Source organism: Bilophila sp. T19-St14 (assembly GCF_059728385.1).
Genome location: NZ_BAAGFT010000001.1, coordinates 908,168 through 929,179, shown reverse-complemented (window position 1 = coordinate 929,179; position 21,012 = coordinate 908,168). Strand labels below are relative to the sequence as shown.

Sequence of the window (21,012 nt, the reverse complement as noted above, 5' to 3'; positions counted from 1 at the left end):
GTTTTCCAAAATCCGCCCCGCATCTCCTCATTATTCACGAATGCCCCGTGTGCCGCATTGCCTTCGCCGCCGGAACGGGAGGCGGGGGGGAAGCCCCACGGCTTCCCCCCGGAACATCAGCACTTCGCTTTAAGCGCAGCGGCAACGGCCTTGCCGAGCGCGACGCACTGGGACAGGCCTTCATGCTTGGGCACGAACAGGCACTTTACGGGATCGGCGGGCATGTCCATGTTCATGGACGCGAGCCATTCCTGAATGATCTTCGGGGATTCGCCGGACCAGCCGTAGGAGCCGAACGCCGCGCCCACGCGGTTCTGGGGGCGGAGGCCCTTCATGTAGGTCAGCACGTCGGCGATGCCGGGCAGCACGTTGTTGTTGTGCGTGGCGGAACCCACGATGACCGCGCCGCAGTCGGCGAGTTCGGTCATTACGTCGCTGTGGTGGTTCTTCTGGATGTCAATGATGCGGACGGGCACGCCTTCGTCCTCAAGGCCGGAGGCGATGGCGGAGGCCATGATGCCGGTGGAGCCCCACATGGAGTCGTAGACGATGACGGCGCGCTGCTGCGGCTTCTGTTCGGCAAGGGCGCGGTAGGTGTCGAGGATGTACTGGCAGTCGTCCTTGCCGCGCCAAATGAGGCCGTGGTCGGGGGCGATCATTTCGATGTCGAGCTTCAGGGAAGCCACAAGATCAAGCGTCTTGAGAACCTGCGGGGAGAAGGGCAGGACGATGTTGTAGTAGTATTCCTTGATCGCCTTTTCCAGCACGCAGCGGTCGTATTGATCCGCAAAGCGTTCGGTGGAGGCGATGTTCTGCCCGAAGGCGTCGTTGCTGATGAGGAGCTTGTCTTCGGGGATGTAGGAAACCATGCTGTCGGGCCAGTGCAGCATACGGGTTTCCACAAAATGGATGTTCCGTTTGCCGATGTTGATCACATCGCCGGTCTTGACCACTTCGATGGGCCATCCGGTGGTGTCGAACTGGGCTTCCATGAAACGCTTGCCCATGGTCGACGTGATGATCTTTTCAGGCTTGCAGCGCTCGACCAACTGGCACAGGGCGCCGGCATGGTCTTTTTCGGTGTGGTTCACGACGATGTAGTCGACCTTGTCGAGCGGCATCAGCTTGGCGAGGCGGCAGAACATGGTTCCGGCGTAGTCGTTGTCCACCGTGTCGAACACGACGTTCTTCTCGTCACGGATGAGGTAGCTGTTGTAGGTCGTGCCGCGCGGGGAACGGCTGTAGCCGTGGAAGTTGCGCTTGTTGTAGTCGACGGCCCCGATCCAGAAAATATCTTTCGCCAGTTCAACGGGTTTCATAGTGACAAAATCCTTTCAGGCATGTTTGAGGTGAGTACAAAAACATGGAGAGGGGTGCGACGAAGCCCGTCACACCCCCTATTCTGCACGTTCAGACGAGCCGCTTCTTAGGCAGCGGAGAAGTCCGACTTGGAAGCGCCGCAGACGGGACAGACCCAATCTTCGGGCAGATCTTCAAAAGCGGTACCGGGGGCGATGCCGCTGTCAGGGTCACCGGCGGCGGGATCATATTCATAGCCACACACATCGCAAACATATTTCTGCATTGTCAATCTCCTGCCCGTGAAGCCTGACTCGGCCTACGGGGGTTAGAGGTATAAGGAACATCTCCAACGGGGACTGTTACAGCCAAAAAGAGCCGTCGTTGTCAAGTGGCCTATAGGCGTTTATGCCTTCCACAGGCCGTGGAGGTTACAGTATTCACGGGCGGAAACAACCTTGTCCGCCGGGATGCAAAAATCGGCCTCCGGCGCATCGCCGGGCTTCAGGAACTTCTTATAGCGCTTGCCGTCGGCGGCGGTGACTTCGATCCATTCGATCCAGTGGGTTTCTTCCATCACATGAGGAGCGGAACCGACCTTGACCTTACAGCCCTCGCCGTTGGCTTCAATCACGGGCACATGCTTTTCCTTGGCGCCGTCGACGGCTTTGTCGGCCATGAGCTTCATGGCCTGGCCACAACAGGAAAGCGGGCCGTCGCCGGCAAAAAGCACTTCGATGACGGTGCCGCAGCGTTCACACTTATAGATTTCAAACTGGTTAGCCATGGGAAACCTCCCTTATGACAATGGTTGGCTGAACAAGGATTCTGTCTCTTCCGGAAAGTACACCGGGAGCCGTTTTTTGACAATGAGAAATGGATATGGAGAATCCGGTTTCCCCTTCGTTTCCCCTATCGCTCCGCAAGCCAGAACTCCCATTCGCAAAAACGATAATAGTTCTTTTTATACTTGCTGTCCAGCAAAAAAAGCGCTTCCCCCGGCCTTTCCCCGCAAGTCTAACGCTCCATTGCGTCAATCTCATGTCGGGTCAGGCGGTTGGCTTCCGCCCGCGCAGCCGTGCGTGACGATAAACGATGTGCAGCTTCGTGGCCAGCCAGTTGAGGACCAGCGGGGGGCTGACCATATAATCCAGCGACTCTTGGCATTGCGCCAGCAGATCGTTGACATGGAGATGCCCGGCTTCGGGAAGGATGGCAAGGCGCTGCCCAAGAGGCCCGCCATCCCGCCCGGCGTGGAGCGCTGCCTGCGCCTTCTGGACGGAGAGCACGATCCGGCGGGCCAGTGCCGCGTCGACGGCGCCCTTTCCAGACGTTTTGTCGAGCCATCCCCGCCCGGAGGCCATGAATTCCGCCAGCGCCCCTTCCCACTGGAGCAGTTCCGGCGTTGAGGGCGTGCCTGCCTTGGGCCATGCCAGCGTGACGACCCAGCCGCGGGAGACAAGCGTGGGGAGGAGGCGTTCCCGCTGCGGGGCGAGGAGCAGGAAACAAACGCCGGGCCGGGGCTCTTCCAACGATTTCAGAAGCGCGTTGGCGGCTTCCACGCCGAGGGACTGGGCTTCGGCGAGGATAACGACGCGCTTGCCGTCGCCGCGCGGCGCTTCCCCGAGGATAGTCCTCAGTTCGCGGACGGTTTCGATCTTGATGGAACCTTCACGCCCGTCCAACACGTACAGATCATGAAATACATTCGCACCGATCTGGAGGCAGGCCGGGCAATGCAGGCAGGGCGGCTGCCCTTCCGGGCAGTTGAGGCGGGCGGCGTGCCACAAGGCCACACTGAAGCGCTCGGCCACACTGCCGCCTTCGAGGATCAGAACCTGCGGCGGATCGCTTGCCAGCTTGTTGAGCGCGGCGCACACACGCTCCTGCCGCGCGTCAAGGGCGAGGGCAAAGGCGGCTTCCGCCTCTTCCCGGGTAGGGAGCTGTTCTTCCGCCGCTGTGCGGGTGGTTTTTACGGCCACTGTGCGTCCTTTTAGTCAAAGAAAGATCACGGAAAACGGATGCTGGAGGGGAAGGCCCGCCCATCGGCTTTTCCCCGCACAAACAGCGGGGCCCAAGGCGGGGAATGCCGCATGTCCCGTTTGCCGTAGCTGTTACAGAACTTCTTTTTGCTTTTCAACAGCAGGGAATGGGACAGGCACGGTTCCCCACCGGTTATCTCCCCGGCGTGTTGGATTGCGGGCGGTTCTGGCCGGGCTTCTTTGCGTCCATCCAGCGATGTCTCCGGCGAGTTGAGTTCGGTGGGACAGGCGACAGGCACGCCTCCCATGCCCGGCAATCCCCATACGAAACGCCCTCTGGAGGTGGATGCCTTTCCCGTCGGTTGGGGCAGAGGGATGCGGGGCTCGTACAAACCCGGCTGGCGGGCCTATCCAAGAAACTTTTGTATCCGGGTTTTAGGTTGTGTCGTTGTTTAACGCATAACCATTTGAAACTGTTTAAAATATTTTTATAGTTTGAAAAAATATCCTAACAATTTCATTAGGTTATATCTAATTGGCGATACCGCCTAACGTCTTTCGGTTTTGGAACGGATCCTGTTCGGTGCATTGCCCCATAACGGTTCAGCAAGCCGCAAATCCAAAGGGCTTTGGCAGTGAAGGGGGGCTCGCACAGCTCTGGCAGCTTCGGGGAAAAGGATACTTTTTCAGAAAGCTCTGCCACAGGGTGCGCTTGTTTTAACTCAACGGCATGGTGAAGCTATAACTTTTGGCTCTATCATGGTGTGTGGTGGTTTCATCTCCACAGCACGCTGAAAAGACAGCCTTTTTCTCCAGTTTTCCCCTTGGCTGAATCCATAGCTGAGGCGTTTTTCTGGTTATTCCTTTGGAATTTCAAGAAAAAAAGCATCAACCATTTTCTGGGACACAGCCTAACTTTTTTCTCCAGTTTTCCCGCTGGCGGACTCCATGACTGAGATATGTTATTGGTTATCCCTTTGAAGCTCCAAGAAATAAAATATCAACCAGTTCCTATGGCATAGCCTTGAGGAACGGCTCCGTCATAGCATTTGAGTGGTGCAATGTTGCAGTAATTGATTTTATTGGCTTTGTTATAGTATGTGATTGTTTCATCTCCACAGTGCGGTAAAAGATATAACTTTTTTCTAGTTTTCCCCTTGGGGGAATCCACGGTTAAGGCATTTTTCCAGTTATCCCTTTGGAGTTTCAAGGAAAAAAGTATCAACCATTTTCTATAACACAGCCATTTTATTAGGTTGTGTCGTCAATTAGATATGATCTATTGAAATTATTTAACTAGTTTTCAAGCTATAAAAATATTATTTCAATAATTTTAAATAATTATATTGAAAATGACGACACAGCCTGGGTTCTTCAAAGGCATTTGCCGATGCTCCCTGCGGCGAGAAAGATTTTCCGCAGTATCTATTTTGAATGGCATAAAAGAAGCTGCCAACCTTTTGCTGTGGCGGAACCCAAGAAATACGACATCAACCGTTTCCTGTGGCGGGGCTTTTCAGAAGGCTGTGCCATTGGAAATGGCTGATGTTTTCTTTCCTGAAATTCCAAAGGAATACCCAATGCAAAGCCTCAGCCATAGAGCCAGCCAACGGGAAAACTAGGGAAAAGGCCGTATTTTTTTCAACATATTAAGGCGTTGAAACGGCCAAATCCTATGGCAGGGCCTTTCAGAAAGGCCCCTTCCCCCGATGTCTCCATTTTTTAGGGGCTGCACACGCCGCCTGCGCCAGGGAGAGCCGACATATGTTTTCCTGCCTAAATTTAGGGGCTACACACGCCGCCTGCGCCTGAGCAAGGGGCGATGTCCGTTGGAGAACCCGGCACAGCGTTTGTTGAGCGTGAGGATATAGGTTTCGTAGCTGTCCAGATAGAAGGACAGGGCACGGGCGAAATTGCGCCCAAGCAAACCGTCCACGAAAAGCTGGCTGACTTCGCGGACGCGGGACAAGATCCCCTGTGACCGGGCCACGATGACCCGTTCCTCGCGGGTCATGGAGCGGAGGATGGAAATCAGGGTTTGCTGCGCACAGGGCTGGTACAGCCAGAAATACATGAGATCCAGCGCATTGATGATGCTTTCCACTTGCAGGGATCGGGCTTCCGTGGAGGTGAGCCGGGTAAATTCCTTGGGGCGGGACAACAGCGAAAGGATGTCCTGATCCGGGAAGGCCAGTTCCAGCTTGGCATAACAATCGAACAGGCGCTGCAATTTGGTTTCGTAGTCCCAGTACCGAAGCCGCCGGTTGTTGCGCCAGTCGGCAAGGCCCTCGATGATGGCCGCCACCGTATCCGACGCGGTTTTGGAAATGATGGCTGCGCCGGGCTCAAGGAACAGCAGGGGATCGGCCGTTGTGAAGAACGGCAGGAACAAGGCCAGCACGTCGTTGTAGAACACTGAAACCGGGATGGCGAGCAAACTTCGGAAGAGGTTCCCGATGATGGCTTCCTTGGGGAAGCCCCGATAGATGTTGTGCAGCGAAATATAGATGCTGTTCGCCCCGGCGATGATGGAGAAGACAAGGAACTGGTGATCCTTGACCGTCAGCCCAAGCCCGTCTTCCAAGAGCAGCACGCGGATAAAATATTCCAGCAGGGGAACGGACAGCCCCGTGTACAGCAGCGAGTCGCAAACGCGGGTCCAGCTTACATAATCGTTCCAGCGCAGGAGGGAGCGGCTCCACATGCCGCCTCCGCCGAGGATGGCCTGCGGGATGTTGCGCAGGCCCGTGATGAGGAACCACAGGGGCGCGCCGAACCACGCCAGCACCCACCACTCCTGTGTGTACAGGAAGGTCACCAGCGCCGGGATGAATCCCGCGAGCACCTTGAGCGTATTGGAAATGGGCGTGCTGAGGCGCGAAAAGCCGAGCCATCGCGGACGGGCCTTTTCGGTTTGTTCGGCACGCAGGCCGTTGTCCAGCTCGCCGCCGATGCCGCCCATCGTGATGACGTTGCCTTCTTCGCCGATCTGGGTAACGCCGGAAGAGGCACGCCACTCCTTGGTGCGGCGGAGCCCGAAATGGCTGAACCCCCAAATGCGGCGCAAGCGCGGCCCGAGCCAATGCATGAAGGCCGAATGGCGTTCCTGCTCGACATAGGTTTCCCGGAACTCCAGCGACAGCGACACGGGAAGGTAAATGGGCCGGAACTGCTTGCCCTTGGCGATCTGCCTGCGTGCGCCGTGGGGGAGGGTTTCGGGCATGGCAAGGCCCATGCCGTGCCGCACGCCAGAGTGGCTTGTGGAGTCCGTCCCGATGCGGGCGCGCAGGGGCGCGACCTTGTACGGGGCCTGCAGCGAGGGGATGTTGCGCAGGATGATGCGGAACTTGGCGCAGCGTTCCTTGTCCTTTTCGGAAGACGAGGCTTCCAGCGTACGGATCATGCCCCGCAGTATCTGCTTGAGGTGCAGGACGCTCCCCTTGTTGATGGCGATCTGGAGATCGTTGATCGCCGTGAGGTGCCGGAGATGCCCCTCCTGCCATTCCTTGAGGTTGAACAGCTCCAGATGGGTGATCATGCCTTGGCAGTCCCAGAGCAGTTCGAGCACGTCCTCGGCGGCAAGTTCCGCAAGCTGGAGCGTGATGCGGTAGCCGCTGCGCAGGCAAGAAAGCCAGTCAAGCAGCACATGGGGAGGCATCCTGAGCAGCTCCGGCGTGTCCGGCGCGTTGTCCGGCACGTCGGGGGAAGGGAGCTCCGGATTGCGTTCGGGCTTGAGCCACGTTTCCATGATCACTTCGATCGTCAGCATGTCCATGCGCCGGATAAGCTGCGCGATCTGGCTCTGGCGTTCGCTGGTGGCGGTGAGTGCCTCCTCCCGCAATGCCTTGACCCGCTGGGCAAGGTGCTTGAGGAGCGTCTTGTGCACGTATTCGGCAAGGTGGAGGAATGAGGTTTGCCCCGTTCCCACATAGGCGAGGAACGCCTCCGGCTCAAGAAGCGGGACGGGGATTTCGAGCTCAGCGGCCAGCGCCGGGGCGTGCTTGGCGTTCCACAGGTGGAGCGTATCCATGACGTGGCGCTGCATCCAGAGGGATGCCTTGCGCCCTTCGTTCATGAGGGCGACCATAGGCCGCTCGGCGAGGAAGGACAAAAACGCTTCAGGATCGGAGAACCCGCGCGGGGCCCAGACGAAGGAGACGAAGCGATCCCGGAAGGGCGTGCGGAATTCGAGGCCGATGCGGACGTCGACGCCCATGATCTCGGCGGCTTGCAGCAGCTCGCGCGCGGCGGCGGGCTCCACGTAGTTGTAATAGACGACGGTGAGGTAGCGGATGCCCTTGATCCATGCGTCCATGATCAGGTGCGTCGCATTCTTGCGGCCCTTGGTATTGGCATCGTGGACATGGTGATCCAAGGTAAGCTGGTTCCATTCCTCAGGCATTTCCAACAAATGGTATGTATTCAGGAATTGGCGCACGAGGCGGGGGTTCCCGGACGTGACTTTCCTGAAATCATGCACGAGCTCAAGTTGCGTCAGTTCATCCTGCCGAGACCGGACGATCTCCTTCATGATCTGGATGAGGACGCGGCCCGTATTGTACCGGAAGGGCGTACGGGCGCTGTGCAGCACTTCGTCGCGGAGGATGCGCAGGGCCATGAGCCGATCCGGAGCGCCCCCGGCCTCAAGGTTGCCGAGCAGGTTGATGACCGCATGGGCCATCCTGTACTCGTGGGTCGTCGTCAGTTCCAGGATGCCATGCGGATGGAGATTGGCGTCAAAGACCTTGTGTTCAAGATCCTGCGAGGGGCCGTGATCGATCGTTTCGTTGATCATACGCAGGAGTTCTCGATCCTGCTTGTCGAAAAAAAGTGTTCCGAGCATGGGCAATCCTGAAGGCAATAAAGGGAAATAACAAGAGAAATAATGCAAAAGGTGAAACGTCCTTTCTAGTCAAAAAAAGAACAAGCGTCAACGGCCCGCCGTGGGAGACATCCGCGCTTCCAATGAAATTGTATTCAAGTATATGAAATTAAAAATGATTTTTTAGAAAATCATCGAAAAGGTGAATGCCCTCCGTGAAGAGGGCGGGGCTTGCGCCTGATTAGGGGCGGATAGGGAAAAGTGCGGCAGCAAAAATCCCTGCCGGTGGAAGTCCATCCGGCAGGGATTCGGCGGCGGCCTTTTTGTTTGCGGCTAGCGGGCCCATACCTCAAGGAAGGCTTTGGCGGCGTTGCCCTTGTCGAGATGCTTCAACAGGGCGCTGCCGAACACGGCGGCGTCGGGCCGGATGTCCGCGGGGATGGCGGCAAGCTGATCGGGGTGCTGCAAGCCGAAGCCCAGGGCCAGCGGCAGGTTGAAGGCTTTCCGCGCCCGGCGCAGCGTCTCTTCCACTTGCGGAGGCAGCCCCGCGCGCGCCCCGGTAGTGCCGAGGACGGAGACGACGTACACATAGCCCTCTGAAACGGCGGCGTATTCGCGCATCCTTTCTTCCGGCGTGTTCTGGCCGACCAGCGCGATCAGAGCGATGCCGTGCGCTTTCAGCGTGGCCCGGATGGGGGCGCTTTCGTCAAGCGGCAGATCCGGCACGATGCAGCCGGAGACGCCCGCTTGTGCGGCATCGGCGGCGAAGCGTTCCAGCCCGTACTGGAGGAACGGATTGAGGTAGCCCATGAGCACGATGCCCGCCTTGAAGTTTCCGGCGCGCTGCCTGAGGCCGTCCATGATCCAGTTCAGGCTGACGCCCTGTTCCAGCGCGCGGCGGGAAGCGTCCTCAACGACCGGGCCGTCGGCCACGGGATCGGAGAACGGCACGCCGATTTCGATCACGTCCGCGCCGTTGGCGTCCAGTTCTTCAATGATGCCCCAGAACGTGTCGAGCGTGGGGAAGCCTGCGGTGACGAAGGGAATGAGCGCCGTGCGTCCGGCTGTGTGCGCATCCCGTATTTTCTGTTCAAGAAAACTCATGATGGTGCTCCTCGTTATGCCTCCGGCGGCAAGGGTGGCTACCGCCCCCCTTGACCCCCTGTCCGGGGGGAATAATTCCCCCCGGGCCCCCTTGGTTTGGGGGGAGGGTAGGTATTTTGGATGTTTTATTTTTGGCTGTGCCATAGAAAATGGTTGATGCCTTTTTCCTTGAAGTCCCAAGGGAATAACCGATAAAATGCCTCAGCCATGAAGCCCGCCAAGGGGAAAACTGGAGAAAAGGCTGTATTTTCACCGTGCTGTGAAGATGCATGACACAGCTTATTTCTTAGTTATCTGTTTTTAACTTGTTGTAGCATGTTAAGAAGGGCAGTGAACAGGTTCCTGCATAGGATACGGTTGTTTTATCTCCACGGTATGGTGAAAATGCAGCCTTTTTCTCAAGCCGTTCCATTGGCGGACTCCACAGTTGGGGCATTTTATCGGTTATTCCTTTGGAACATCAAGAAAGCATCAACCATTTCCTATGGCACAGCCGTGAACAAGAATTGAATGGGAACGCAAAAGTCTTTGGAACACTTTCTACGTTCTTTTCTGGGCCGTGTCGTCGTTTGACATATAACTGTTTGAAATTATTGAAAACAATATTTTGCAACTTGATAAATAATTCAATAATTTCAATAGATTATATCTGATTGACGACATAATCTAACGCTTTTCCTTTATTCAAAGTTCAGATGCTGTTCTACGATGTCCATGTCCTTGTCGCCGCGCCCGGAGAGGTTGACGACGACATGCCCCCTTGCGGGGAGTTCTTCGTGGTGCTGGAGTACCCATGCCAGCGCGTGCGAGGATTCCAGCGCGGGAAGGATGCCTTCGGTGCGGCAGAGGGTCTGGAAGGCGTCAAGCGCCTCGGCGTCGTTGGCGAGCCCGTAGTGGACGCGCCCGATGGCGTTCAAATAGGCGTGCTCCGGGCCGACGCCGGGATAGTCGAGCCCGGCGGAAACGGAATGCGAAGGCTCGATCTGCCCGTCCTTGGTCTGGAGGAGCATGGTCATCTGCCCGTGCAGGACGCCGGGCGTGCCGAGGTTGATCGGCGCGGAATTGTAGCATCCCGGCTCTCCGGTGCCGGCCGCCTCAACGCCGATGATGCGTACGGATGCGTCACCCACGAACGGATGGAACATGCCGATGGCATTGGAGCCGCCGCCCACGGCCGCAACGACCGCATCGGGAAGCCGCCCGGTTTTCTCCAGCATCTGGGCACGGGTTTCGCGCCCGATGACGCTTTGAAGATCCCGAACCAGCGTGGGGAAGGGGTGCGGGCCCGCCGCCGTACCGAAACAGTAGTGCGTGGTTTCCTGCGCGGCGATCCAGTAACGTAGCGCCTCGTTGATGGCGTCCTTGAGCGTCCGGGTGCCGCTCCGGACGGGCCGGACTTCAGCGCCGAGCAGCTTCATGCGCCGCACGTTGGAGGACTGGCGCTCCACATCCTCGGCACCCATGAAAACGATGCACTCAAGCCCCAGACGGGCGGCGGCAGCGGCCGTCGCCACGCCGTGCTGGCCCGCGCCGGTTTCCGCGACCAGCGCCGTTTTGCCCATGTGCTTGGCGAGCAGCGCCTGACCGAGCGTGTTGTTGACCTTGTGCGCGCCGGTGTGCAGCAGATCTTCGCGTTTCAGCCACAAGGAGAAGCCGAGCCGTTTGGACAGGGTGGGGCAGTAGGTCAGGGGCGTTTCCCGTCCCGCGAAGTTGCGGAGCAGGTCATCCAGCTCCTCCTTGAAGGTGGGGGAAGGCATGATGTCCCGCATGGCCTGTTCCAGTTCCTGAAGCGGAGGCATGAGCAGTTCGGGAACGAAACACCCGCCGAATTCTCCAAAATAACCTTTTTTCATGACTATCCTCTCAGAGCCGCTAGTGCGGCCCGCATACGTGAAGGGTCCTTGCGTCCGGGTTCGGATTCGAGACCGGAATTGAAATCCACCCCGTCAGGGGCACAGGCCGCGACGGTTTCATTGACGTTTTCAGGCGTGAGCCCTCCGGCCAGCAGCCAAGGGAGGGGTGCGTTCAGGCCGCGCAGCCGTCCGGGGCCGATCCGTTTCCCGCTGCCGCCCCCGGACATCCCCGCGTCAAGCAGGAACATTCCGGCTGTTGCCGCGTGCCGGTTCATGGTTTCCTCCAGTGCCGCCAGATCGGGATAACGCTCTGGCCACAGTACCCTGATGAGACGTTCGGCCCCAAACGTGCGGCTCAGGCGATTCGCGCAGGCCATCGACTGATCCCCATGCAGTTGGATGCGATCCAGACGGGTGGCGCGGGCGGTTTCCTCGATAAAACGCATGTCGTCGGTCACGAACACGCCTACGCGGAGCATATCCCCGCTGTCCAACGCGGCGGCCTGTTCCGGCGTCACTGCGCGGGGGCTTTGCGGGGCGAAGATGAACCCGCAGAGGTCAACTCCGAGCGCGGCGGCGCAGTCCAGATCCGCCTGTTCGCGCATCCCGCAGATTTTGATGATCAAGTCGTTCACTGTGGCTCCACTGGAAAATATTGGTGAAAAGGGGCGGCAGGACCACACACTCTCTCTTCTGGCCGCCAATCCCTTTTGAAAATTCAGATAATCCGCACTCCCTCAAACAAGGATTCGATAAACACAAAAGTCTTTGGAAGAGGAGGGATGGGGGTCTGGGGGAAGGGAGGAGAAAGCTTTTCTCCAGAAAAGTTTCTCCTCCCTTCCCCCAGCCTTACCTCTCCAACAGCCCCTTCAACGCCGTGCCGGGCGCGCCGCCGTCCATGAGGCTGGTCCCGACAAGCACGGCCTGATAGCCGACGTCGGCGGCCTGACGGAGATGATCCGAAACGGAGATGCCGCTCGCCGCAATCCATGCTTCGTTGTCCCCGGCCTGATGGAACCGTTCCGCAAGACGGAGGCAGGCGGAACGATCCACTTGCAGCGTATCCAGATCCCGGGCGTTCACCTGAATGATCCGTGCCCCGGACTCGCGGGCAAGGGCGAGGTCGGCCTCATCGAAGATTTCAACCACGGCGTCGATGCCGTGCGCTTCCGCCTGCTCGCGCAGGGAGCGAAGCAGGGCCGCGTCGGGCGTCAGGCGGACGATGAGCAGCAGGGCCGAGGCCGGGGTCGCCGCCGTAGCCGCCACCTGCAATGGATCAAAGATGAAATCCTTCCGCAGCAGGGGCAGTCCGGGCGCGGACATGCGCTTGAGATACCCGAGCGTGCCCTTGAAATAGGTTTCCTCGGTCAGCACGGAGAGGCAGGAAGCTCCGGCTTCGGCGTACTGCTTGGCCGCCTCTTCCGGTGGGAAATCCATCAGGATGTCCCCCCGTGAAGGGGACGCCCGCTTGAACTCCGCGATGACGTGGGGTCGGTTTCCGTTTGGCGCGCGCAGGGCGTCCAGAAAGGACGGACGCTCGATCCGAAGCGGAAGCGGCAGCATATTGATGTATTCGAGCTGGCGGAGTGCCTGTATTTCAGGCTGTTTCGCCGTTTTGAATTTCTCAAGCAGCATGGAGCACCCTCCCCCCCACGCCGGAAGCGAGGGCTTCGCGGGCTTTCGCTATGCAGGTCGCCAGCGGCAGTTTGCCTTCCAGCAGATAGATGCTCATGCCGACGTTGAGGGCGAGCATGTTGCGCATGGCTTCGGGGCCGCGTCCGGCGAGGAGTTCCTTGAGGACGGCCACGGCCTCGTCGCGGCTGGACACGGCGAGGTCTTCGGGCGTGCACGCGGGGATGCCGTAGTCCGCCGGATCGAGGGTGAGCGGTTCAAGCTCGCCGTTGTCGAGGATGATCATTTCGTTCGGGCCGATGGGGGTTATTTCGTCATAGCCGCCCGCCCCGCAAACCACGGCGGCCCGGTGTACGGAAGACTGGGCCAGCGTTTCGGCCATGAGCTTCACGAGGTTGGGCCGGGCCACGCCCAGCAGGATGTGCGTGGGGCGGGACGGGTTGATCAGGGGGCCGAGCAGGTTGAACAGGGTGCGGATGCCGAGCTCGTTGCGGATGGGCGCGATGTTGCGGAAGCAGGGATGGAACCGCTGCGCGAACAGGAACACGAAGTTCCGGTCATGCAGGATTTTGCCCACTTCGGCCGGGTTGACGTCCAGATTGACGCCGAGCCCTTCCAGCGCGTCGGCGCTGCCGCATTTGGAGGATACGGCGCGGTTGCCGTGCTTGACCACCTGATAGCCCATGCCCGCCAGCGTGAGCGCCGTGCCGGTGGAGCAGTTGAAGGACGAGCGCCCGTCGCCTCCGGTGCCCACGACTTCAATATAGGAGCCTTCGATGCCGTCCACGCGCACGGCCCGGGCCAGCGCTGCACGGGTGGCGTGGGCCATTTCGAGCGGGCTTTCGCCCTTCATGCGCAGGCCCATGAGGAAGCTGCCCGCCTGGGAGGGGGTCATGGTGCCGTCCATGAGCGCCGAGAATCCGGCGGAAGCCATGTCGGCGGTCAGATCCTGCCCGTTGGCGAGGGTATCCAGAATGGCGTTGATGGCGTTGGCGTCATTGCCCGCGGGCAGGATCGCCTTGGGGAAATTGCCGAGCAGGCGCAGCCCGTCCGGGGTCAGGATCGATTCCGGGTGGAACTGGACGCCCACCCACGGGCGATCCTTATAGCGCAGGGCCATGATTTCACCTTCGGGGCCGTGCGCCGCGACCGTGAATTTGGCGTGCGCCTCGTCCACGTCGGAACGGACGACCAGCGAATGGTAGCGCCCCACGCGCATGGGGTTCGGGACGCCTGAGAAAAGCCCTGAGCCGTCATGCACGATTTCGGACGCCTTGCCGTGCATGATGCAGGGCCCGACCACGACTTCGGCTCCGGCGGCAAGGCCGAGGGCCTGATGGCCGAGGCAGACGCCGAGCACCGGGATTTTGGGATCGAGGATGCGGAGGACTTCCATGCAGTATCCGGCGTCCTTGGGATGGCCGGGGCCGGGGGAGAGGCACACCATGTTCAGGGAAGGGTCCTGCGCCAGTTCGAGCAGCCGGGGATCGTCGTTCTTGACGACCACGGGATCTTGCCCAAGCGCGTAGAAAGCCTGCACGAGGTTGTAGGTGAACGAGTCGTAGTTATCGATGAGCAGGAACATGGTCTTCTCCGGTGGTGTTGAGCACGGTACGCATGATGGCTGACTTGTTGCAGACTTCATTCCATTCGGCGGCGGGGTCGGAATCAAAGACGATGCCGCCGCCCGCCTGCCAATGGAGTTTCCCATCCTTTACCCACATGCTGCGGATGGTGATGCCGGTATCGAGGCTGACGTTGTCGTCATCGAGCCCAAGCCAGCCGATGCAGCCCGCGTAGGGGCCGCGCGGAAGCTGTTCCGTTTCCGCGATGATTTCCATAGCCCGGACCTTGGGCGCTCCGCTGACCGTGCCCGCCGGGAAGGTCGCCGCCAGCACGTCCAGCGCGTCGAGATCCGGCTGGAGCCGGGCCGTGATCCGCGAGGTCAGGTGCATGACGTGGGAGAAGCGTTCCACTTCCATGAGCCGCTCCACGCTGACCGTGCCGGGGCGGGCAATGCGCCCGAGGTCGTTGCGGCCCAGATCCACCAGCATGACGTGCTCGGCGCGTTCCTTGGGATCTTCCTGCAGCTCGGCGGCGAGGCGGGCGTCTTCGAGATCGTCGGCTCCGCGTTTGCGGGTTCCGGCGATGGGGGAGAGCTGGAGCTTGCCTTCGTCGCACCGGATCATGACTTCGGGGGAAGAGCCGAACAGGGTGATGCCCGGCAGATCCATGAAAAACATATAAGGCGAGGCGTTGCAGCGGCGCATCCGGCGGTACAGGGTGAAGGCGTCTCCCGCGAACGGCGTGCTGAACCGGCAGGAGGGAACGACCTGAATGGCCTCGCCCTGACGAAGCATCTGTTTGATTTTGTTCACGGCATCCATGTAGCCTTCCCGTCCCGGCGTGGCGGTCACGGCATCTTCGCCGATGAAGGGCAGGGCCGCGCCGCATTCCCGCGTCCGTGCGCCGTTCACGTCCCTGTGTTCGCCGAGGCTGATCTGGCACAGCCGGTTGTACAGGTGGTCGAACACGAGCACGGTTCCCGGCAGGACAAGGCTGGCGTCGGCGTCCTTTTGGGGCAGGCAGTTTTCCAGCTTCTTGTTGAAGAAGCTCGCCATGCCGTAGCCGAAATAGCCGTACAGGGCGCGGGTGATGGGCGGCAGCGTGATGCCTTCGGGCTTTTCGAGGTGCAGGCCGCGCATGAGCGCGCGCAGGCCTTCCGTGAAGGGCATCCCGTTGAGCGCGGCAAAGGGGCGCAGGCGGTCGTCGCTGGTGTCGAGTGCCAGCAGCCCGTCCCGGCAGGCGGCCTGAAGCAGGAAGTCGCAGGCCAGAATGCTGTAGCGTCCCCACCGCCCGTCGACCTCCGCGCTTTCCAGCAGAATGCCGTGATGTTCGTGGCACATACCGAGGAAGAGGCTGATGGGGGTGTCCATATCCGCCGGGAGCCACCGCGCGCTCTGGCGCAGGGTGACGTCGGGGGCGGCGGGCGTTTTGGAAGCTGTCATGTCGGTGATCCTTTTGGGGTTGGGGTACAAAAAAAGGCGCCATCCTTGGGAGGATGGCGCCTGTATGAACGGATACAGCAATGCCGGATCGGGCCTTACACAGGCCGCACTCCCCCCCTCACGTCGATGACGCGCCACCACCAGCGATAAGCGGTAAAGGAAAGGGAAGAAGCGTTGGACATGGTTTGATCCTTCAAAAAGGCATTGTTTAATGTGAAAAAGAATACGTGGCTGAAAACTACTGCGAACCCGGCGAGTTGTCAATCCCTCACGGACATACTTTCTTTTTCCCGGAAAGGGCGTTTCCGATCCGGGAAAATGGGATGCGGCATCCTTGCGCGGATACGGCTGGGGCGTCCTTTTGCCGCAGCGCGAAACATGCGGGCTTAAGCCCATGAAGCATCTTCTACCCCGAATTTGTGACGGTTTCGTGTCCTGAAAAGGAAAAAACGGTATGGAATCCGGTCAGGCGGAATGTTTGACATGCCGTAGCCTTGACGCCGATTCCTCCTGCGGCTAGGCTTCTTTTTTCGTATGAGAGATTGTCTGTCTGAGGGGCACCGTGAAACTGAAAACGACTCTTTTTGGCGAAACCTACCGCTTCGATTCGGTTCGGGACGTGCTGAACAAGGCGGGGGAGCTGCGCTCCGGCGATGTGCTGGCGGGCGTCGCCGCCTCCTCCATGCGGGAACGCGTCGCCGCCAAGCAGGTGCTCAGCGAGCTGACGCTTGGCGACCTGCGTGAACATCCCGTAGTCCCTTATGAAGACGACGCCGTGACGCGCATCATTCAGGATGCCGTGCACACGCCGGTCTATGAGAGCATCAAAAATTGGTCGGTCGGGGAATTCCGGGAATTTCTGCTGGACGGGCGTACCTCTTCCGCCGCCATTGAGCGCGTCCGCAAGGGCCTTACTTCGGAAATGGCCGCCGCCGTATCCAAGATCATGTCCAACGCCGATCTCATTTTCGCGGCGAAGAAAATGCCCGTGGTCGTGCGTTCCAACAATACCGTAGGGCTGCCGGGGCATTTCTCCTCACGGCTTCAGCCCAACGACACGCGGGATGAGATCCCGTCCATCGTGGCGCAGGTGTATGAGGGGCTGTCTTACGGCGCGGGGGATGCGGTCATCGGCATCAATCCGGTGACGGATACGGTGGAGAACACCAAGGCCATGCTCAATGCCCTGTGGGAGATCATCGAACGCCACCAGATCCCCACCCAGAACTGCGTGCTGGCCCACGTCACCACGCAGATGGAAGCCATCCGGCAGGGGGCCAACGCGGGCATGATCTTCCAGAGCATCGCGGGCAGCGAAAAGGGGCTGCGCGAATTCGGCGTGACCACCGGCCTGCTTGATGAGGCGTATGATCTCGCGCAGCATTACTGTCAGGCCACCGGCCCCAACGTCATGTATTTCGAGACGGGGCAGGGATCCGCGCTGTCGGCGGACGCGCACTACGGCTGTGATCAGGTGACGATGGAAGCCCGCTGTTACGGGCTGGCCCGCCGCTACCGGCCGTTCATGGTCAATACGGTGGTCGGCTTCATCGGCCCGGAATATCTGTATAACCATCAGCAGATCATCCGGGCCGGGCTTGAAGACCATTTCATGGGCAAGCTGCACGGCCTGCCGATGGGCTGCGACTGCTGCTATACGAACCATGCCGACACCGACCAGAACTCCAACGAGAACCTCATGATCCTGCTGGCGGCCGCGGGCGTGAACTTCATCATCTCCCTGCCGATGGGCGACGACATCATGTTGAATTACCAGACCAACTCCTTCCATGACATCGCCACCGTGCGCCAGTTGCTCAACCTGCGGCCCGCGCCGGAGTTCGAGCAGTGGCTGGAACGGCACGGGATCATGGAAAACGGTTGCCTCACCTCCCGCGCCGGGGATGCCTCCATTTTCTTTTAGGGGAACGCCATGCAGGAACAGGAAATTCGCGCGCTGGTGGCGTCCGTGCTGGATGCCCTGAAAACGAAACAGGCATCCCCTGCGCCTTCCGCTGCTGATGACGGAATGGCTCCCGCAACCCCGGCGGGGGATGGCTCCGCGGGCGGTTCGGGGGCAGCGCCGGAACTTTTGGCGGCAACCGGTGATGCCGACACGGACGCATCGCTGGAGGATTTGGGCGGCCCCGCCTTCCGCAAGCCTTGCGGGGTGAAAGAGCCGCACAATCCCGAAGTGTTGCAGGAGTTCATGCAAAGTACCGGGGCCCGGATTGGGGGCGGCGCGTATGGAACACGGCCTTCGACCACGGCCTACCTGCGTTTCCTCGCGGATCATGCCCGGTCCAAGGGAACGGTTTTCCGTGAAGTCCCGGAGGAATGGCTGCTCCGGCGCGGGATGCTGGCGGTTCAGACGTTGGTGGAAGACAAGGATACCTATCTGACGCGCCCGGATTTGGGGCGCGTACTCTCGGAGGCGTCCCTGCAAACGGTGCGGGAGCATTACCGGCCCGCTCCGCAGGTGCTGATCGTGCTGTCCGACGGCTTGAGCACGGACGCCGTGCTCGCCAATGCGGATGAAATCGTGCCCCCGCTGACCAATGGCCTGAGGCAGGCCGGGTTCACGGTGGGCGATCCGCTGTTCCTGCGTTACGGGCGGGTCAAGGCCGAGGATCGGCTTGGTGAGGCGGTAGGATGCGACGTGGTGCTGATGCTCGTGGGCGAGCGGCCCGGTTTGGGGCAGTCGGAAAGCATGAGCTGTTACGCCGTGTACCGCCCCACGGCGGCGACGCTGGAGTCGGATCGCTCGGTCATTTCCAACATCCACCGCGAAGGCACGCCGCCTGTGGAGGCCGCCGCGGTTATCGTTGACCTTGTACGCCAGATGATGCGGCACAAGGCCAGCGGCATAGCGCTGAATAGGGCTCTTAACCCCGGTTTTTCCGGTTAAATGTCACGCCGGAAGCCTGCATGGGAAAGCTGCGGCGAGGATTCGTGCCTCGGCGGATTCCGCAAGAACCGGTGATATGCTGATAAAATAGGTTTTTTGATGGCTCTGTTGTATTTATGGTTGTTTCATCTCCACAGTGCATTGAAAATACAGCCTTTTTCTCCAGTTTTCCTCTTGGCGGGAGCTACGGATAAGGCACTTTGCCGGTTATCCCTTTGGAGCTTCAAGGAAAAAAGCATCAACCATTTTCTATGACACAGCCTTTTTGATACACAAGACGTGAGAAGAGAACGCCGATGAAAGTGTTGCAACCCGTTCCAGTCCGAGTGCTCGCCAGCCGGATCATCCCTTCGGTCGATCCGGGGTTGGCCGCGGCCCTCAAGCTTGAGCCGCGCCACCGTGCGCTCGCCCTGTTCACCGCCGACAGCGATGATGTAAGTTACATAGCCATCGACGAAGCGACCAAAAAGGCCGCCGTGGATGTCGTCTACGCCAGTTCCTTTTATGGCGGGGCGGCCCATGCCTCCGGGCCTTATTCCGGTGAATTCATAGGGATCCTTGCTGCGGAGACGCCCGGTGATGCCGAAGAGGGGCTGCGCATCGCCGTGGATTACGCTCAGAACCGCGTTTCGTTCCTGACGGCCGATCCGGAAGGGAAGCTGATCTTTTTGTCGCATCTGGTTTCCTCTTGCGGCACGTATGTTGCGGGGCAGGCCGGGATTCCGGTCGGCACGGCGCTGGCATGGCTCATTGCGCCGCCGCTGGAGGCTACCTTTGGCTTGGATGCGGCTCTGAAGGCTGCGGATGTCCGTCTGGTGAAGCATTTCCCGCCGCCGTCTGAGACCAACTTTTCCGGCGGCTGGCTTGCCGGGGATCAGGCGGCGTGTCAGGCGGCGTGTCAGGCGTTCACCGAAGCCGTGCTCGGCGTTGCCGCCAGTCCATTGGAAAGAATTTGATTTTTGAGATTGGGGAGGGGAAGGGAACCCTTTGGGGAAGGCTGTGTCATAGAAAATGGTTGATGCTTTTTTCCTTGAAGTTCCAAAGGGATAACCGACAAAATGCCTTAGCCGTGGATCCCGCCAAGGGGAAAACCGGAGAAAAAGGCTCTATTTTTCACCGCACTGTGGAGATGAAACAACCACAAACTCTAACAGAGCCTTTGGAAAAGGGTTCCCTTCCCCTCCCCAAAACCCACCCCTTCCCTCCCAAAACTTTCGGCTGGTGGGGAGGCTGCGCGGCGGGAGTTCCGCCGTTTCGTTGAGCCGTAGGCGTGGCTGGCGTCCGTGGGGAAGGTGGTTTTGTAGTACATGCGTATTATTGAGAAAAAACGCCTGGCTGGATGAGCTTGCAGGCGGCTTTAGAGTTTTTTCACGTTGAAAAGGCTCTTCCGGCTGCGTGAAGCAGGCGGCCGCTGTGAAGGCATAAGTGCAATGTATTTGTGCTGTTCAATGCCGGAGCGGGCGTGCCTTACACTTTACGATTATGCAATGTTAAAGTGGAGTTGCTCTAAAGTGCGGGCAGGGTATCCGAAGGATGCGGCAACTGGATTGCCGCGCAGGGTGTTTCTGGGGGATTGGAAAAAGGCAATGATCGTATCCCGCTTTGGGGGAAAGAGCGGGATTCGTCTGTAACACATGGAAACGACATGCGGTATTTGACGGAACAGGATTTGGTGGCCCGTTGCGGCCTGGGGCAGGGCGTGGAACTGCATCTTTCCCCGGAGGAGCGTCTGACGCCTTCCGCGCAGGAGCTGGTGAACAACAGGAAGATACGGATTCTCATCGTATCCGGCGACGGCCGCGTCGCCCGTGACGACGGGAAGGCCGTGCATCCCTTGGCGACCGAGGAGCGTCCCTTCGCCAAGGTCGAAAAGACGGAAGCGCAGACCCATCTGAACGGCACGGAAATGGTGACCAAGGATCATCCCCGGATTTGGTTCCGGGGCAAGGTGGATTCCGCCATTGCCGCCGCCATCCTTGTCCAGACGCAGTTGCAGCCCGTGCTGGCGCCGGAGTTGCAGGGCTTACTGGCGGATCTGCGCTCGTGGCTCGGATGGGCCATGCGCTGCGAAGTGTTGGACGAAGCCGTACCCGAATTGAGCATGGGGCCGTTTTCGCGGGAAGCTGCGCGGCGGTTGGCTTGCCGCCCTGAAGAGCTCGGACTGGCGCCTTTGTGCCCCGATGCGGCGGAAGGTTCCGTTTTTACCCTACTCAACTGGCTGCGGGCGATCATCCGTGAAACGGAAGTGGCGGCTGCGTTTGCTTTCCGCAAGCAGGACGGCACGTTGGAACGCCCGGACATTTTGGAGCTTTTGGACGGGCTGAGCAGCGCGGTTTACGCGTTCATGCTGCTGGTGAAGGCGGGCGACGGGGGCTTGAGGGCCATACGAGCCGCGCGGGGATAG

Annotated in this window: 15 protein-coding genes and 2 pseudogenes; 4 read left to right on the top strand and 13 right to left on the bottom strand. The window is 59.7% G+C overall.

The window, feature by feature from the left end:
* Positions 1 to 116 precede the first annotated feature (116 nt).
* From AC6I1V_RS04070 to AC6I1V_RS04010, 13 genes and pseudogenes are all read right to left on the bottom strand, one after another.
* Positions 117 to 1,319 (bottom strand): FprA family A-type flavoprotein, encoded by a 1,203-nt coding sequence (locus AC6I1V_RS04070; protein ID WP_302554497.1) that lies wholly within the window; start codon positions 1,317 to 1,319, stop codon positions 117 to 119.
* A gap of 107 nt (positions 1,320 to 1,426) precedes the next feature.
* Positions 1,427 to 1,585: a rubredoxin gene (gene rd / locus AC6I1V_RS04065; protein WP_302554498.1), complete on the bottom strand. Its 159-nt coding sequence runs from the start codon at positions 1,583 to 1,585 to the stop codon at positions 1,427 to 1,429.
* Positions 1,586 to 1,705: 120 nt separating this feature from the next.
* Positions 1,706 to 2,086 (bottom strand): desulfoferrodoxin, encoded by a 381-nt coding sequence (locus AC6I1V_RS04060; RefSeq protein ID WP_308771095.1) that lies wholly within the window; start codon positions 2,084 to 2,086, stop codon positions 1,706 to 1,708.
* A gap of 262 nt (positions 2,087 to 2,348) precedes the next feature.
* Positions 2,349 to 3,281: a DNA polymerase III delta subunit-related protein gene (locus AC6I1V_RS04055; RefSeq protein ID WP_486854680.1), complete on the bottom strand. Its 933-nt coding sequence runs from the start codon at positions 3,279 to 3,281 to the stop codon at positions 2,349 to 2,351.
* A gap of 26 nt (positions 3,282 to 3,307) precedes the next feature.
* Positions 3,308 to 3,589 carry a hypothetical protein gene (locus AC6I1V_RS04050; RefSeq protein ID WP_497736863.1) on the bottom strand — a complete coding sequence of 94 codons (282 nt, stop codon included), beginning with the start codon at positions 3,587 to 3,589 and terminating at the stop codon, positions 3,308 to 3,310.
* 1,481 nt (positions 3,590 to 5,070) lie between these two features.
* Positions 5,071 to 8,124 carry a hypothetical protein gene (locus AC6I1V_RS04045; protein WP_497736862.1) on the bottom strand — a complete coding sequence of 1,018 codons (3,054 nt, stop codon included), beginning with the start codon at positions 8,122 to 8,124 and terminating at the stop codon, positions 5,071 to 5,073.
* Positions 8,125 to 8,436: 312 nt separating this feature from the next.
* Entirely contained in the window at positions 8,437 to 9,207 is a 771-nt protein-coding gene (gene trpA / locus AC6I1V_RS04040; protein WP_482333623.1) for a tryptophan synthase subunit alpha, read from the bottom strand.
* 680 nt (positions 9,208 to 9,887) lie between these two features.
* On the bottom strand, positions 9,888 to 11,060 hold the full coding sequence (trpB, locus tag AC6I1V_RS04035; protein WP_482333625.1) for a tryptophan synthase subunit beta: 1,173 nt from the start codon (positions 11,058 to 11,060) through the stop codon (positions 9,888 to 9,890).
* A gap of 2 nt (positions 11,061 to 11,062) precedes the next feature.
* A complete protein-coding gene (locus AC6I1V_RS04030; RefSeq protein ID WP_479858450.1) occupies positions 11,063 to 11,695 on the bottom strand; it encodes a phosphoribosylanthranilate isomerase in 633 nt (210 codons plus the stop codon).
* A gap of 214 nt (positions 11,696 to 11,909) precedes the next feature.
* On the bottom strand, positions 11,910 to 12,695 hold the full coding sequence (locus AC6I1V_RS04025) for an indole-3-glycerol-phosphate synthase (RefSeq protein ID WP_486854720.1): 786 nt from the start codon (positions 12,693 to 12,695) through the stop codon (positions 11,910 to 11,912).
* Positions 12,685 to 13,656 (bottom strand): annotated as a pseudogene (gene trpD / locus AC6I1V_RS04020) (anthranilate phosphoribosyltransferase); the annotation flags it as partial. The gene AC6I1V_RS04025 and the pseudogene trpD, both read right to left, overlap by 11 nt.
* Before the next feature lie 45 nt (positions 13,657 to 13,701).
* A pseudogene (locus tag AC6I1V_RS04015) lies at positions 13,702 to 14,277 on the bottom strand (anthranilate synthase component II); the annotation flags it as partial.
* Positions 14,258 to 15,700 (bottom strand): anthranilate synthase component I family protein, encoded by a 1,443-nt coding sequence (locus AC6I1V_RS04010; RefSeq protein ID WP_486854719.1) that lies wholly within the window; start codon positions 15,698 to 15,700, stop codon positions 14,258 to 14,260. The pseudogene AC6I1V_RS04015 and the gene AC6I1V_RS04010, both read right to left, overlap by 20 nt.
* Before the next feature lie 562 nt (positions 15,701 to 16,262).
* On the opposite strand from AC6I1V_RS04010, the gene AC6I1V_RS04005 reads away from it, so the two are divergent.
* The 4 genes from AC6I1V_RS04005 to AC6I1V_RS03990 all read left to right on the top strand — a co-directional run bounded on the left by AC6I1V_RS04005 (position 16,263) and on the right by AC6I1V_RS03990 (position 21,012).
* Positions 16,263 to 17,624, top strand: a complete 1,362-nt coding sequence (locus AC6I1V_RS04005; protein WP_486854718.1) for an ethanolamine ammonia-lyase subunit EutB — start codon at positions 16,263 to 16,265, stop codon at positions 17,622 to 17,624.
* A gap of 9 nt (positions 17,625 to 17,633) precedes the next feature.
* Complete coding sequence (gene eutC, locus AC6I1V_RS04000; protein ID WP_486854717.1) at positions 17,634 to 18,608, top strand: ethanolamine ammonia-lyase subunit EutC; 975 nt, start codon at positions 17,634 to 17,636, stop codon at positions 18,606 to 18,608.
* 296 nt (positions 18,609 to 18,904) lie between these two features.
* On the top strand, positions 18,905 to 19,564 hold the full coding sequence (gene eutL, locus AC6I1V_RS03995; RefSeq protein WP_308772068.1) for an ethanolamine utilization microcompartment protein EutL: 660 nt from the start codon (positions 18,905 to 18,907) through the stop codon (positions 19,562 to 19,564).
* Positions 19,565 to 20,253: 689 nt separating this feature from the next.
* A complete protein-coding gene (locus tag AC6I1V_RS03990) occupies positions 20,254 to 21,012 on the top strand; it encodes a cobalamin adenosyltransferase family protein (protein ID WP_486854972.1) in 759 nt (252 codons plus the stop codon).

Bases quoted from the DNA above. Each gene is read 5' to 3' on its own strand.
- eutC (WP_486854717.1), top strand. From the start codon at position 17,634: ATGCAGGAACAGGAAATTCGCGCGCTGGTGGCGTCCGTGCTGGATGCC.
- rd (WP_302554498.1), bottom strand. From the start codon at position 1,585: ATGCAGAAATATGTTTGCGATGTGTGTGGCTATGAATATGATCCCGCC.
- AC6I1V_RS04070 (WP_302554497.1), bottom strand. From the start codon at position 1,319: ATGAAACCCGTTGAACTGGCGAAAGATATTTTCTGGATCGGGGCCGTC.
- AC6I1V_RS04060 (WP_308771095.1), bottom strand. From the start codon at position 2,086: ATGGCTAACCAGTTTGAAATCTATAAGTGTGAACGCTGCGGCACCGTC.
- trpA (WP_482333623.1), bottom strand. From the start codon at position 9,207: ATGAGTTTTCTTGAACAGAAAATACGGGATGCGCACACAGCCGGACGC.
- AC6I1V_RS04050 (WP_497736863.1), bottom strand. From the start codon at position 3,589: ATGGGAGGCGTGCCTGTCGCCTGTCCCACCGAACTCAACTCGCCGGAG.
- AC6I1V_RS04045 (WP_497736862.1), bottom strand. From the start codon at position 8,124: ATGCTCGGAACACTTTTTTTCGACAAGCAGGATCGAGAACTCCTGCGT.
- AC6I1V_RS04010 (WP_486854719.1), bottom strand. From the start codon at position 15,700: ATGACAGCTTCCAAAACGCCCGCCGCCCCCGACGTCACCCTGCGCCAG.
- AC6I1V_RS03990 (WP_486854972.1), top strand. From the start codon at position 20,254: ATGCGGTATTTGACGGAACAGGATTTGGTGGCCCGTTGCGGCCTGGGG.
- AC6I1V_RS04025 (WP_486854720.1), bottom strand. From the start codon at position 12,695: ATGCTGCTTGAGAAATTCAAAACGGCGAAACAGCCTGAAATACAGGCA.
- eutL (WP_308772068.1), top strand. From the start codon at position 18,905: ATGAAAGTGTTGCAACCCGTTCCAGTCCGAGTGCTCGCCAGCCGGATC.
- trpB (WP_482333625.1), bottom strand. From the start codon at position 11,060: ATGAAAAAAGGTTATTTTGGAGAATTCGGCGGGTGTTTCGTTCCCGAA.